Raw genomic sequence first — 14,311 nt, 5'->3', positions numbered from 1 at the left:
ATCATGCCGCTCAGCGGGAAGTCTGTGGCACCGAATAAGCGGTGGAGGACGACGGCGGCGCCACGGACGTCGGCGGCACACCCGGATTGGTCACCGAGCCGGTTGGCGTCGTGGAGCCGGGCGGCGTCGTCGACCGGACCGGCGGTGTCTGCGGCGCGTGCGAACTGGGCGGGCTCAACGTCGTCGGCGTCGGCTCCACCGAGGGCGACAGCGGCGACGTGGTCGACGGAACCAGCGACGTCGTCGACGACGGGCCCGGTGTCGCCGGTTCCGGGGGTGTCGCGGCCGGCAACACGGCGAGCGCCACCGCCACGACTCCCACGGTCGCAAGTCCGCTGCCGACCACCGCGATGGTGCGGCGCCGGGACCGCACGGTCTCGCCTCGCTGGATCAGGTCGGCCGCTGTGACGGCGCGCGGCGGCGCCCCTTCCTGGTGCAGAGCGGAGAAAGTCGCCCGCAGGTCGTCCTCGCGAACCATCACACCTCCAGCCTCAAGTGGTCGAACTCCGGGCCCAGCTTGCGCCGCAGCGTCTCCAGGCCCTTGCTGCTCTGCGACTTCACCGTGCCCGTCGAGCACTTCAGCGCGGTCGCAGTGTCCTCGACGCTCAGATCGTGCCAAAAGCGCAGCACGAGGACAGCGCGTTGCCGTGCGGGCACGGCGGTGAGCGCCTGCCACACCACGAGCCTGTCTTCCGCCGACACGACGGAAGACAGGCCCTCTGGGGGTGCGTCAGTCAGCTTCTCCCTGCGCCAGCGCACCTTGCGGCGTTCGGCGAGGAACGTCCGCACGACGATCTGACGCAGGTACGGCTCCAGCCCCGACCGGTCCGCGAGCTTGGGACCGGCCAGGTACAGCTTCAAGAACGCCGACTGCATGACGTCTTCCGCCTCGTGCCAGTTGCCGCACAGCAGGAACGCCGTGAAGCGCATCGAGTCGGCGCACCGGTCGAAGCAGTCGGTGAACTCGGCCTCCCAGTTCAGAGGTTGCTCCCTACCTGGCCGAGGTCGACGGGACCGGCGTCGTGGCGGGCGGGGTCCACGTCGTGGGGGTGTGGGTGACCGACGGCGTCGGCAGGACCGACGGGGGCGCGGTCGTCGGCGGGTACGCCGGGTGCGACGACGGCGGCAGCACGGTCGTGGGCGGATGCCCCGGCTTCGACGAGGACGGCGGGAGCACACTCGGAGTGACCTCGGGCGCGGTCGACGACGGCGGCAGCACCGAAGGGCTGGTCGAGACCGGAGACGACGTGGGCGGCTGCGGAGCCGAGGTCGTGGGCTGAGGCGCGTTGCCGCCGCCGCTCAGCGCGAGGGCGGGCACCGCGATGCCGATGGCACCCAGCGCGACCGCTCCGGCCACGATCACCATTCGTTTGCGCACTTGCAGCTCCAGCAGGTCAGTGGCGCCAGGATCAGGCACCCTCACCCGTATCCATGCGGCCGGACTCTCGTCCGGTTGCCCGTGTGTCTTGGATCACGATCTCGACGCAACGGGCTCGTTGCGCGGCCTCGTCCAGCACCGCGCGCCGGGGTTCCGGCACGTCCAGGACGCGCGCCTCGGCCTTGCTGAAGACGTCCGAGAGCCTGCGGTCGTTGCGCAGGACGTCGAGCGCCTGCCAGTCGCCGCCCAGCACCACGCTGTCGAGTTCGGCCAGGCGCGGGACGAGCACCCTGGCGACGTCGTCCGCCGCGGCCTGGAGCGCGACCCTGGCCTGGCCCTCCCGGCGCCGGGCGAACCGCTGCTGCGACCACCCGCCTGCCCTGATGCGGCCGTGGACCTGCTTGCGGTCGGTGGTCGACACCTCGACCTTGCCGCCGAACGCCACGCCGATGCTGTGGCCGCCGAGCCGCACGAGGACGAGTCCGATCCTGCGGGGCTCCGCCAACTTCTCGATCACCTCTAGTACAGAGGTACCGCCTCGGGTCGGGAACGTGGCCGTCGCGCCGTCGTTCGCTGTGATCTCGACCTCGGCCTCGGTCACGCGGATCTCGGCGGCGCCGTGCCGGTCGGCGAACCTGGCGATCCAGCCCTCGATCCGTTCCGGTTCGACCTCGACGGCCCGCCCGCCTGGAACCGGTCGCACCCGGCTCATGTGTCCCATCCCTTGGCCACACGCGAGTCGGTCACCGTGCACACACTAGAGCCGACCCGACACAGCCCGTGAACGGCACGAAGATGTTACTGATGGGTTCGCAACGCTTGACAGATGAGTCTCGAAAGCGTGAACTCATCAACCGTATGGATTAACCATTGACTCCATCCGGTCCCGACCAGCGATGTTCACGGGCGGGTAGGGTCACTGGGGCGTGATCTTATGACAGCGGGGAGTCACCATGACGACTGCTGCCGGTCGACCAACACTGACCGTTGAAGAAACGGACTCAACGGGCCACGGCAGCCTTACGCAGCTCTTGACGACGGGACCGTTCCCGGAAGCGTTGAGGGCCGCGATCAAGGCGAGCCGGCTCAGCCTCGACCGCATCCAGCACCGGTTGGCACTGCGCGGCGTCACCATCAGCGTCGCGACACTCAGCTACTGGCAGTCAGGACGACGACGGCCTGAACGCCCTGAATCACTGGAGGCGCTGCGGCACCTCGAGTCGGTTCTGGGAGTACCTCAGTCGGGTCTTTCGGCGCTGCTCGGCCCACCTCGTCCGCGAGGCCGCCGTTGCCGCCCGACGACGATGATGCCGATCGACGCCCTCTGGGCGCGTCGTGAGCGGGTCGCGAACCTGCTCTCGAAGGTCGACACGTCCTCTGACCTGAAGCTCGGCCGGATCAGTCAGCACGACCGCATCGAGATCTCTGCCGACGGCGGGCAGAAATCAGTGTGGGTGCGGCAGATCCTCCGTGCGGAGCAGGACGGCCCAGACCGTTGGGCGCTCGTGTTCGAGACCGAGGAGAGCGACGTTCTCCCCGAGATCACGAACGTGCGCAACTGCCACCTCGGCCGCATCGCCCGTGACCACGAGGCCAACATCATGGTCGCGGAGATGATGTTCGAACGGCCGCTCACCCGCGGCGAGACCCTCATCATGGAATACCAGCTGGTGTTCCCCGAGGGCCACGCCCCCAAGGGCAACAACACGTTCGCGCGCAAGTTCCGGTTGCCGGTGCGCGAGTACGTGATCGAGGTCCGGTTCGACGAGACGAACCTCCCGTCGCGCGTGCAGCAGTACAGCGTGCCCGCGGGCGACGAGACGCCGTCGCGGCGCCGCAACCTCACCCTGGACTCGGGTGGCGGCGTGCACGCCGTGGCGCTCGGGTTCGGACCCGGTGTGTTCGGCATCCGGTGGGAATGGCCGAACCGCTAGCAAGGCTCTGACAGACGCGTGAGGGGCGCTTCCCAGCCTGGGAAGCGCCCCTTTCGCCGTGTTCCCCTCCTGGGACACGAAAAGGCCCCCGGCGCGCCGGGGGCCTTTTCGTTGCATCAGCTCAGATCATCACACCCAGCCGGCGACGCTGAGGGTCACCGAGCGGATCGAACCGCGGTCGGAGCCCACCACGTCGGCGACCTTGAACACCCACGTGCCGTCGGCGGGGTCGGCGGTCAGCGAGGACAACGGCGCCCCCGCCTTCCACGAGCCCGTGAACGGCGCGTTGGCACTCGTCACGCCCGAGAACGGCAGCGTGGCGTCGTCGGTGAACACGGCCTGGCAGATGTTGTTGCCGGTGCCACCAGCCCGCGAGAACAGCGTCACGGACTTGCCGGACGGCGAGGTGAGCGTGCCCACCAGGTCGCCGACGAAGGTGTGGTCGATGCCGACCGTCGTCGCACCGTCGGCGGCCGAGCACGTCGCGCCGTCCACGGAGAACTTCAGGTTCGACGCCGCGCCGACACCCGTCACCGGCAGCGAGACCGAGACGCCGGTCTGGTCGTTGTCGGGGATGGCCAGCGGCTCGCCGGCGTACGCGAACGTCTTGAACGTGCGTGACGGCTCACCCACGCGGAGCGTGAACGAGCTGGTCGTCGGCGACGTCGCGCCCGAGTAGGTCACCCGAGCGTCGAGCTTGACCGCCGAACCGAGCACGGCGGAGGCCGGCACGGTCACCTTGTAGGTGTTGCTGACGGTCTGGCCCGGGTCGATGTTGCCGTAGTACTTGGACCGCGGCGCGATGGTCACACCGGCGGACGTCGTGGACAGCACGACCGAGGTCGACGCGGCCGAGCCGTCACCGTTGTTGGCCACCGGCACCGTCACCGTGGCGGAGGTGCCCGGCTTCAGGAAAGCGCTTCCGTCGGCGTCGTTGACGATCGTCGGCTTCTGCGCGCGAGCCAGTGCCTGCGGCGACGCACCCGTGTACTGCAGGGCGCGGTCCGCCATCACGAGGCCGGCGCCGGTGCGGTTGTCCACACCGGACTCGACGATGTCGATCGCCGTGGCCACAAGGGCTTCCTTGACCTCGGCGGGCGTCAGCGTCGGGTTGCCGGACAGGATCAGTCCGGCGATCGCGGCGGCGTTCGGGGCCGAGGCGGACGTGCCGAAGAACGGCGCGAAGCCCGGCACCGACGTGGTCACGCCGTCGGCCGCGGTGATGTCCGGCTTCTGCCGGGTCTCGGCGAGCGGCGAGCCGTCCGGTGCGAAGAACGTCTTGCGCGGACCGTCAGAAGTGAAGCGTTCCGGCTTCTGCGTGCCGTCGAAGGCGTTGGGGTACGGGCCCTTCGGGTTGGCCGGGTCACCGGGCTCCAGGTCGAACGGCAGCGCGGCGGCGGCAGGTGCGGCCGCGACCGAGATCGCGCCCTTGGCCGCCGAGTGGCCGCGGGTCGTGCCCGGCGTGACGTACTTCTTGAGGCCGTCGTTGGTGTCGGCGAACCGGCCACCGAACAGCGACAGCGCGAAGTACTTGTCGTCACCGCGGTACTTCACGACCGCGAGGCGCGTACCCGTCGAGCTGCTAGGGGTGTTGATGCGCTCGTACGGGTCCTGGGCGCCGTCCTGGTTGTTCTGGCTGAAAGTGACAACGTTGCCCTGGGCGTTGACCAGGTACAGGTCGTAGTCGTTGGCCGACTGGCCGAGCGGGTCGGCCCAGTGCAGCACCACCGGGGTGTCGCCGGAGAAGTTCGACAGCGGGTCGAACAGCTGCTTGGCGTTGGGGTCCGGGTTGAAGTCGTGCGCGCTGCCGGCGAACTTGCCGACGCCCACACCGGAGTCGACGAACTGGCCCTCGTAGTGGCCGGAGGTGCCGTCCGCGACGTTGCCCTGGTTGCCGGCGCTGGAGAAGAACATCGCGCCGTCCGCGACGACCGCGTCCACGGCACGCGCGATGATGCCGTCCTGGAACGGCGACTCGTTGAAGTAGATGACGTCGTCGACGATGACGTCGCAGCCGAGGTCGAAGCGCAGCTTCTTGATGTTGTCGGCGAAGCTCGCGTCACCGTTGAACGCCGTGGCGAAGCCGAGTTCGGCGTTGGGCGCGAGGTCGTGCAGGATCTCGAGCATCGCGGTGCCCTCGTCACCGGAACCCGCCTGGCCCGGAACGATGTCGACGGCCGGCAGTTCGCCGGACGCCTGCGACACGGCCAGCGAACCCACGCCGTCCGACAGCGCGCAGAGCTTCACGCCGACACCGGTCACGCGGAACGATGCGCGCGCCGCCTCGGCGTTGTGCGCCTTGTCGCTCTCCGCGACCTTCGCGGCCTGGACGGACAGCTGCTTCTCCGACAGCCGGCGCTCGACCTCGCGCGACTTGTCCTCTTTGGACGGAGCCTTGGACTTGCTGTCCTTCTTGTTCTTCACGTCCTGCGTCATCGCGTCGCTGCCCGGCTCGACACGGGCGACGTCGGAACGCCCGGCGATCTCGGCGATCTTCGCGACCGGGACCTCAGCGCGCACGGTGCGGTGCTCGGGGGACACTGCCCGGATCTGTCCACCCGCGGCGCGGACAGCGTTGACCAGGTCCTCGGAGTACTGCTTGGCACGGATGTCGACGAGAGTGGTGGACTTCGGCGTCACGGCAACGCCGGTCTGCACCTGCGGAAGGGCGCTCGTGGTACCAGTTGAGACGCGCTTGCGCGCCTCGACGACCAGTGCGCTGTCCACCTTGGACTCGGCAGGGGTGAGCGACTTCTTGATGCTCTGCAGCGCGGAGATCTGCGCTGCCGTGCGGTCGCTGATGGTCTTGGACACCTTGCCCGGATCAGCGGACGCCGGCGTGACTGCGGTGAGTGCGGCCAGAAGAACTGCGGTACCTGCGGTGACTAAGGTCGTGCCTCTTCGAGATCGGCGCACAGGAGTTTCTCCCCCGAACGTTGGCGTGCCCCCGAGCACGCGGCCTGCGACCGGAGATTCCCGGTCGGCGTCAACGTATGGTGCTTGCGTGATCACAGTCAGCATCCGATTGGGCTAGTTCCCACTTAGCAGACGCAATCACACTTCACAGAACATCGTCAGAGGACAAAAGCGTCAGTCCACAACTGACCGGTTCGTCCGGAGAGCGCTTCCAACAGCGCGGCGGCCTGGTTGTCGGTGAGCGATGCGACGAAGTCCACGACGGCCCGTCCCCGCGCCAATCCCCTGACGACATCGGGACCGACCGGAAGCTCCCCGGTCGTACCGACCAATGTGGACGGCTCCGTCCGGGCGAGTGCCGCGTACTCCGTTTCGGCCAGCTCCACCAGATCGTGCAGCCTGCGCGGCAACCGGTCCGCCTCTGCCCGATCGGTCACCCACTGCTCCAAGGCGTCCACCAGCGAACCGAGCAGACGCGCCTGTCCACGTTGGTGCAAAGCCAGATCCGGCCGCAGCAACACGAACCGCCGGTGCACGAACTTCAACACCTGAACCTCGTGCCACTGCTGAACGGCCAGCACCACATGCCCCGACCGCGGCGTCGGCTCCTCGATCACGCCAACGGCATCCACAAGCCTGCGCGTCCACCGCGCACTGAACCCGGCAACCGCCTGCTCGGCCTCGACCGACCCGTCAAAGGGCACCGACAGCAACCCGTCGACAAGCTCCTTGCTCACCTTCCGCACCGCGAGCGCGAACGCCTCGTCGCTCATCACCCAGGAGTCCTTGAGGTGCATACGCCTGCGGAGCGTCTCCAGCGACCGCCCGGGCATCCGAATCTCGGCATACAGCTCAGCGTCACTGAGCCCGGCGAGGTCCAGCGCCTGCGCCTGCCAGGTCCCGAGCTCGGCGGCGACCGTCGCGTGCTGCAACACCCCGACCCGATGGAAGTCCTCCAGGTCGTGGATCGCGTAGGCGATGTCGTCCGCGGTGTCCATGACACTCGCCTCGACCGTCTGCTGCCAGGACTCGATCCGCCCGTCGAACGGCTCGCGCGCCTGCCGCAGATCGCTGATCTCCGTGACGTACGCGGAGAACTTCGAACTACCAGTGCCGGGCATGTCGTCAGGCTCGCCGGCACCACGAGGCGCCACCGCCAGACCAAGCTCCTGGTGACGCGTCCACGGGTACTTCAACATCGCCGCCCGCACCGCCACCGTCAGGTCGAGCCCCAACGCCTTGGGCCCGCGCACATCCGTGGTCGTGACGATCCGGAACGACTGCGCGTTGCCCTCGAACCCGTCCGGCAACCCGAACCGGTGCCGGGCCAGCCTGTCGAGCACCTGCTCGCCGAGGTGTCCGAACGGCGGATGCCCGAGATCGTGCGCGAGCGCGGCCGCCTCGACCACATCGGGGTCGCACCCACCCAGCTTCTCCAGCACCGCGGTCAGCTCGGGACGGTTGGTGAGCCGTTCGGCGATGGCGCGCGCCGCCTGGGCGACCTTGAGGCTGTGGGTGAGGCGGTTGTGCACAAGCAGCCCGGAGCCAGTGGAGCTGACGACCTGCGTGACTCCACCGAGCCTCGCGAAGAACGGGGAGCTCGCTACGCGGTCCCGGTCCACCCGGAACGGGTTCGTGGCGAGGTCGGCGGTCCTGCCCACACCCGCCGACCGGCGGGCGGTGCGCTGCTCGTTGTGCATGGGAGAACGGTAGACGGTCTAATCGGTCGCGGCGTCAGCCGTACTGGGCTTGGGCTCGGCGACCAACTTCTTCGAGCAGTTGTCCAGGATCCTGGTCCTGGCGTGCTGCGAATACCTCTGCGCGATCGCCGTCATGATGAGCGCTACCTGGTTGTCGAGCTTCTGCCCCGCGATCGCTCCCGCCTTCAGTGCGAGCATGCCGATGACAGCGATGCCTGCGGCGAGCAGGAGCTTCGTGATGACCAGGAGTACGCCGAACGCGTAGGGGCCAAGCTCGGCTTGAGCTTCATCCCGGTGACGGTCGCGGCGCTGCCCACGCCGAGCACGCCCCGTCCGGCCACCCACAGAAGTGCCACCGCTGTCGGAGCTACTACCCCGGCTGACGTAGGCCTTTGCGCGCACAGCGGGAGGAACTGGCCGGCACAAGGTGAGCGTGCCTGTCGCGATCACCAGGACCAACAGCATGAGCGCCGTGTAGAGCCGCCGATTCCGGTGTCTGTGCGAGGTGCTCCGACTGTTATCGGCGATCTTGAACGCGCGGCGGTCAAAGCTGTCTCGAGCCACAACGCTGTGCTCGGCCGTCATGGCGGCCGCAGTCGTGGCGTCGATCCTGGCGAGCGCTCGGTATCGCTCGTCCTTGCTGGCCAGGTGGCACTTGCTCTCGCTCGCACGTTTTCGGCGGCTTGCCGGCGAGAGCGGTGACTGGCGTCCGGCACTGCGTTGCTCGTTGTGCATGGGAAGGAAGGTGCCGGACAGCCCGGAGCCGTCGGCGGCCCACGCGTCTTCCTTATTGCGCGGCGAAGATGACCATGGTTTTGTGACACCCCCTCGGGATATATGTCTACTAGAGGGAGTTCGAGCCGGATCAGGCCACTGTTCACCCGATCGAGCTAGGCCGGGCTTGCGTGAGGGCCTTCGGGGTGTCTGACCTGTGCTTGCGGGCCCGTTGGTTCGGCGCGGGGTGCCTGGCCGGCATGGGGAGAGAGTGCATCGGGAAAGCAGAAAGCCCCTGAGAGGAGCGCTTGTGGCGCTCGACCCTCAGGGGCTTTCTGTACGTAAGTTCGGCGGCGACCTACTCTCCCACACCGTAACCAGTGCAGTACCATCGGCGCAGAAGGGCTTAACTACCGGGTTCGGAATGGGACCGGGTGTTTCCCCAACGCTATGACCACCGAAACACTATGGAATTCAACCTGAACCCCGATCCAACAGACCCAGAAGGCCCGTAGCGGGTTCGATCGGTTCTGGTTGTTCTTCCAGAACCGCACAGTGGATGCGTAGCGTCTTTGTAACAAGTCCTCGGCCTATTAGTACCAGTCAGCTCCAACCGTTACCGGTCTTCCACCTCTGGCCTATCAACCCAGTGGTCTAGCTGGGGGCCTTAACCCACGAAGGGTGGGATACCTCATCTTGGAACGAGCTTCCCGCTTAGATGCCTTCAGCGGTTATCCCTTCCGAACGTAGCCAACCAGCAATGCTCTTGGCAGAACAACTGGCACACCAGCGGTCCGTCCGTCCCGGTCCTCTCGTACTAGGGACAGCCTTCCTCAAGTATCCTACGCGCGCGGCGGATAGGGACCGAACTGTCTCACGACGTTCTAAACCCAGCTCGCGTACCGCTTTAATGGGCGAACAGCCCAACCCTTGGGACCTACTCCAGCCCCAGGATGCGACGAGCCGACATCGAGGTGCCAAACCATCCCGTCGATATGGACTCTTGGGGAAGATCAGCCTGTTATCCCCGGGGTACCTTTTATCCGTTGAGCGACCACGCTTCCACAAGCCATGGCCGGATCACTAGTTCCGACTTTCGTCCCTGCTCGACCCGTCAGTCTCACAGTCAAGCTCCCTTGTGCACTTGCACTCAACACCTGATTGCCAACCAGGCTGAGGGAACCTTTGAGCGCCTCCGTTACTCTTTGGGAGGCAACCGCCCCAGTTAAACTACCCACCAGGCACTGTCCCTGATCCGGATCACGGACCGAGGTTAGACATCCAATACGACCAGAGTGGTATTTCAACGTTGACTCCACACTGACTGGCGTCAGCGCTTCACAGTCTCCCACCTATCCTACACAAGCCGAATCGAACACCAATACCAAGCTATAGTAAAGGTCCCGGGGTCTTTCCGTCCTGCCGCGCGTAACGAGCATCTTTACTCGTAATGCAATTTCGCCGGGCCTGCGGTTGAGACAGTCGAGAAGTCGTTACGCCATTCGTGCAGGTCGGAACTTACCCGACAAGGAATTTCGCTACCTTAGGATGGTTATAGTTACCACCGCCGTTTACTGGCGCTTAAGTTCTCAGCTTCGCCCCGAAGGACTAACCGGTCCCCTTAACGTTCCAGCACCGGGCAGGCGTCAGTCCATATACATCGTCTTGCGACTTCGCATGGACCTGTGTTTTTAGTAAACAGTCGCTTCTCGCTGGTCTCTGCGGCCGTCTCGCCCTAGCCTGCAAGAGGCTTCAAGCGCTACGGCCCCCCTTCTCCCGAAGTTACGGGGGCATTTTGCCGAGTTCCTTAACCACAGTTCGCCCGATCGCCTTGGTATTCTCTACCTGACCACCTGTGTCGGTTTGGGGTACGGGCCGCGTGAAAGCTCGCTAGAGGCTTTTCTCGGCAGCATGGGATCACTCTACTTCGCCTCAATCGGCTACGCATCACGTCTCAGCCTATGTGAACTGCGGATTTGCCTACAGTTCGGCCTACACGCTTGCACCAGTACTACCACTCACTGGCGGAGCTACCCTCCTGCGTCACCCCATCGCTTGACTACTACAAGTTCAGGTCCCGCGCTCCACAGTCCCCATCGGCCCGAAGGCTTTCAGGAGGTGCTTTGGGCGGTTAGTATCACAAGGTTCATCATGGGCGCGTTCACACGGGTACGGGAATATCAACCCGTTGTCCATCGACTACGCCTGTCGGCCTCGCCTTAGGTCCCGACTTACCCTGGGCGGATTAGCCTGGCCCAGGAACCCTTGGTCATCCGGCGGACGAGTTTCTCACTCGTCTTTCGCTACTCATGCCTGCATTCTCACTCGCATAGCGTCCACGGCTGGATTACTCCGCCGCTTCAACCGCTACACGACGCTCCCCTACCCATCCCAGCACAAGGCTGAAATGACACAGCTTCGGTGGTGTGCTTAAGCCCCGCTACATTGTCGGCGCAGGACCACTTGACCAGTGAGCTATTACGCACTCTTTAAAGGGTGGCTGCTTCTAAGCCAACCTCCTGGCTGTCTGTGCGACCCCACATCCTTTCCCACTTAGCACACACTTAGGGACCTTAGCTGGCGTTCTGGGCTGTTTCCCTCTCGACTACGAACCTTATCGCCCGCAGTCTCACTGCCGCGCTCTCACACCACGGTATTCGGAGTTTGGTTGATTTCGGTAAGCTTGTAGGCCCCCTAGACCATCCAGTGCTCTACCCCCGTGGTGAAACACACGACGCTGCACCTAAATGCATTTCGGGGAGAACCAGCTATCACGGTGTTTGATTGGCCTTTCACCCCTAACCACAGCTCATCCCCCAGGTTTTCAACCCTGGTGGGTTCGGGCCTCCACGCGGTCTTACCCGCGCTTCACCCTGGCCATGGCTAGATCACACCGCTTCGGGTCTAGACCACGCGACTCAAGCGCCCTATTCAGACTCGCTTTCGCTACGGCTACCCCACACGGGTTAACCTCGCCACGTAGCACTAACTCGCAGGCTCATTCTTCAAAAGGCACGCCGTCACCCCTAAAGGCTCCGACGGATTGTAGGCACACGGTTTCAGGTACTATTTCACTCCCCTCCCGGGGTACTTTTCATCTTTCCCTCACGGTACTAGTCCGCTATCGGTCACCAGGGAGTATTTAGGCTTAGCGGGTGGTCCCGCCAGATTCACAGCGAATTTCACGAGTACGCTGCTACTTGGGAACACTCTAAACAGACATCGGGTTTTCGAGTACGGGAGTTTCACCCTCTACGCTCACGCTTTCCAGACGTATTCCTCTAACCACAATGTTTTCTGACTGTTTGCCAGTTCGGCAGAACTGACCAAGAGGTCCCACGACCCCGTACACGCAACCCCTGCCGGGTATCACACGAATACGGTTTAGCCTCATCCGCTTTCGCTCGCCACTACTCACGGAATCACGGTTGTTTTCTCTTCCTGCGGGTACTGAGATGTTTCACTTCCCCGCGTTCCCTCCACATACCCTATGTGTTCAGGTATGGGTGAACCCACATGACTGGGTCCGGGTTTCCCCATTCGGAAATTCTAGGATCTCAGCTCGGTTGACAGCTCCCCTAGACTTTTCGCAGTCTCCTACGTCCTTCATCGGCTCCTGGTGCCAAGACATCCACCGTATGCCCTTACTAACTTGCTACAAAGATGCTCGCATCCACTGTGCAGTTCTCAAAGAACAATCAGACACTCTCGCACCAGTGCGAACGCCGGCCTGACCAATGTCAGGTGGTTCATCCGCGGCAAGAGCCCGATCACTGAAAGACACACAAAGCGTGTTCCCTCAGGACCCAACAGCGTACCGATCTGTTCACCCAGCCCCCCGATGACCTTTCCACGCAGGCAAGCCTGCAGTACTCACTCATCCGGCAACCGGACGTCTAGCCAGCCAGCATCCACTAATGAGCCCTACCTCGCTTAAGCGAGTGCAGGTTCTGACTACCGCTCGGAACGTTTGCCCAAGATCGGTAGTAGATGCTCCTTAGAAAGGAGGTGATCCAGCCGCACCTTCCGGTACGGCTACCTTGTTACGACTTCGTCCCAATCGCCAGTCCCACCTTCGACCGCTCTCCCCCTTGCGGGTTGAGCCACGGGCTTCGGGTGTTACCGACTTTCGTGACGTGACGGGCGGTGTGTACAAGGCCCGGGAACGTATTCACCGCAGCGTTGCTGATCTGCGATTACTAGCGACTCCGACTTCACGGGGTCGAGTTGCAGACCCCGATCCGAACTGAGACCGGCTTTATGGGATTCGCTCCACCTCGCGGCTTAGCAGCCCTTTGTACCGGCCATTGTAGCATGTGTGAAGCCCTGGACATAAGGGGCATGATGACTTGACGTCATCCCCACCTTCCTCCGAGTTGACCCCGGCAGTCTCCCATGAGTCCCCGGCATTACCCGCTGGCAACATGGAACGAGGGTTGCGCTCGTTGCGGGACTTAACCCAACATCTCACGACACGAGCTGACGACAGCCATGCACCACCTGTGAACCAGCCACAAGGGAGGCTCTATCTCTAGAGCTTTCTAGTCCATGTCAAGCCCAGGTAAGGTTCTTCGCGTTGCATCGAATTAATCCACATGCTCCGCCGCTTGTGCGGGCCCCCGTCAATTCCTTTGAGTTTTAGCCTTGCGGCCGTACTCCCCAGGCGGGGTGCTTAATGCGTTAGCTGCGGCACAGAGGGCGTGGAAGCCCCCCACACCTAGCACCCACCGTTTACGGCGTGGACTACCAGGGTATCTAATCCTGTTCGCTCCCCACGCTTTCGCTCCTCAGCGTCAGTGTCGGCCCAGAGACCCGCCTTCGCCACCGGTGTTCCTCCTGATATCTGCGCATTTCACCGCTACACCAGGAATTCCAGTCTCCCCTGCCGAACTCAAGTCTGCCCGTATCGACCGCAAGCTTGGAGTTAAGCCCCAAGTTTTCACGGCCGACGCGACAAACCGCCTACGAGCTCTTTACGCCCAATAATTCCGGACAACGCTCGCACCCTACGTATTACCGCGGCTGCTGGCACGTAGTTAGCCGGTGCTTCTTCTGCAGGTACCGTCACTTGCGCTTCGTCCCTGCTGAAAGAGGTTTACAACCCGAAGGCCGTCATCCCTCACGCGGCGTCGCTGCATCAGGCTTTCGCCCATTGTGCAATATTCCCCACTGCTGCCTCCCGTAGGAGTCTGGGCCGTGTCTCAGTCCCAGTGTGGCCGGTCACCCTCTCAGGCCGGCTACCCGTCGTCGCCTTGGTAGGCCATTACCCCACCAACAAGCTGATAGGCCGCGGGTCCATCCCATACCGCCTGAACTTTCCACCACAAGACATGCATCTCGTGGTCGTATCCGGTATTAGACCTCGTTTCCAAGGCTTATCCCAGAGTACAGGGCAGGTTACCCACGTGTTACTCACCCGTTCGCCGCTCGTGTACCCCGAAGGGCCTTACCGCTCGACTTGCATGTGTTAAGCACGCCGCCAGCGTTCGTCCTGAGCCAGGATCAAACTCTCCAATAAGGATTGTGTTTGATCGCTCCAGACGGAATATGTCTGGCATCAATCTGGTCTTGCCTCAAAGGAACTACCTCGACGAGGAGGTAATTCATATATTACTGGCTGTGTTTCGGCACGCTGTTGAGTTCTCAAAGAACACGCGCACACCGCAGTC

8 protein-coding genes and 3 rRNA genes are annotated in these 14,311 nt (G+C 64.0%); 1 reads left to right on the top strand and 10 read right to left on the bottom strand.

Features of this window, described 5'->3' with window-relative positions; translation table 11 throughout:
* Nucleotides 1–10: 10 nt before the first annotated feature.
* The 4 genes from OG205_RS00055 to OG205_RS00040 are packed head-to-tail and all read right to left on the bottom strand — an operon-like array spanning nucleotide 11 to nucleotide 2,090.
* Nucleotides 11–478, bottom strand: coding sequence for a hypothetical protein (locus OG205_RS00055; protein ID WP_330274133.1), 468 nt, complete (start codon nucleotides 476–478; stop codon nucleotides 11–13).
* Entirely contained in the window at nucleotides 478–981 is a 504-nt protein-coding gene (locus OG205_RS00050; protein WP_330278068.1) for a SigE family RNA polymerase sigma factor, read from the bottom strand. Before OG205_RS00050 ends, OG205_RS00055 begins: the two co-directional genes overlap by 1 nt.
* Nucleotides 982–991: 10 nt before the next feature.
* Nucleotides 992–1,378: a hypothetical protein gene (locus OG205_RS00045; protein ID WP_330278387.1), complete on the bottom strand. Its 387-nt coding sequence runs from the start codon at nucleotides 1,376–1,378 to the stop codon at nucleotides 992–994.
* Between the two features lie 31 nt (nucleotides 1,379–1,409).
* Complete coding sequence (locus OG205_RS00040) at nucleotides 1,410–2,090, bottom strand: acVLRF1 family peptidyl-tRNA hydrolase (RefSeq protein WP_330274132.1); 681 nt, start codon at nucleotides 2,088–2,090, stop codon at nucleotides 1,410–1,412.
* A 319-nt stretch (nucleotides 2,091–2,409) separates the two neighbouring features.
* Here OG205_RS00040 and OG205_RS00035 point away from each other — a divergent pair, with 319 nt between their 5' ends.
* Nucleotides 2,410–3,312: a helix-turn-helix domain-containing protein gene (locus OG205_RS00035; RefSeq protein WP_245822512.1), complete on the top strand. Its 903-nt coding sequence runs from the start codon at nucleotides 2,410–2,412 to the stop codon at nucleotides 3,310–3,312.
* Nucleotides 3,313–3,441: 129 nt separating this feature from the next.
* Here the strand turns inward: OG205_RS00035 and OG205_RS00030 are convergent, their stop codons facing one another.
* The 6 genes from OG205_RS00030 to OG205_RS00005 form a co-directional block, all read right to left on the bottom strand.
* A complete protein-coding gene (locus OG205_RS00030) occupies nucleotides 3,442–6,126 on the bottom strand; it encodes a S8 family serine peptidase (RefSeq protein WP_330274131.1) in 2,685 nt (894 codons plus the stop codon).
* 260 nt (nucleotides 6,127–6,386) lie between these two features.
* Nucleotides 6,387–7,928 (bottom strand): deoxyguanosinetriphosphate triphosphohydrolase family protein, encoded by a 1,542-nt coding sequence (locus tag OG205_RS00025; RefSeq protein WP_319981433.1) that lies wholly within the window; start codon nucleotides 7,926–7,928, stop codon nucleotides 6,387–6,389.
* 18 nt (nucleotides 7,929–7,946) lie between these two features.
* Nucleotides 7,947–8,663 (bottom strand): hypothetical protein, encoded by a 717-nt coding sequence (locus tag OG205_RS00020; protein ID WP_330274130.1) that lies wholly within the window; start codon nucleotides 8,661–8,663, stop codon nucleotides 7,947–7,949.
* A gap of 324 nt (nucleotides 8,664–8,987) precedes the next feature.
* A 5S ribosomal RNA gene (rrf, locus tag OG205_RS00015) occupies nucleotides 8,988–9,104 on the bottom strand.
* 111 nt (nucleotides 9,105–9,215) lie between these two features.
* A 23S ribosomal RNA gene (locus tag OG205_RS00010) occupies nucleotides 9,216–12,300 on the bottom strand.
* Between the two features lie 343 nt (nucleotides 12,301–12,643).
* A 16S ribosomal RNA gene (locus tag OG205_RS00005) occupies nucleotides 12,644–14,160 on the bottom strand.
* The 16S, 23S and 5S rRNA genes sit together here, the layout of an rRNA operon.
* Nucleotides 14,161–14,311 lie beyond the last annotated feature (151 nt).

The organism is Lentzea sp. NBC_00516 (genome assembly GCF_036346835.1).
Lineage (GTDB): Bacteria > Actinomycetota > Actinomycetes > Mycobacteriales > Pseudonocardiaceae > Lentzea > Lentzea sokolovensis.
The sequence above is the reverse complement of the archived record's forward strand: the minus strand, read 5'-3'. Positions and strand labels throughout refer to the sequence as shown.

Excerpts from the sequence above, each read along its gene's own strand:
- OG205_RS00055 (WP_330274133.1), bottom strand. The coding sequence starts at position 478 with ATGGTTCGCGAGGACGACCTGCGGGCGACTTTCTCCGCTCTGCACCAG.
- OG205_RS00040 (WP_330274132.1), bottom strand. The coding sequence starts at position 2,090 with ATGAGCCGGGTGCGACCGGTTCCAGGCGGGCGGGCCGTCGAGGTCGAA.
- OG205_RS00025 (WP_319981433.1), bottom strand. The coding sequence starts at position 7,928 with ATGCACAACGAGCAGCGCACCGCCCGCCGGTCGGCGGGTGTGGGCAGG.
- OG205_RS00020 (WP_330274130.1), bottom strand. The coding sequence starts at position 8,663 with ATGCACAACGAGCAACGCAGTGCCGGACGCCAGTCACCGCTCTCGCCG.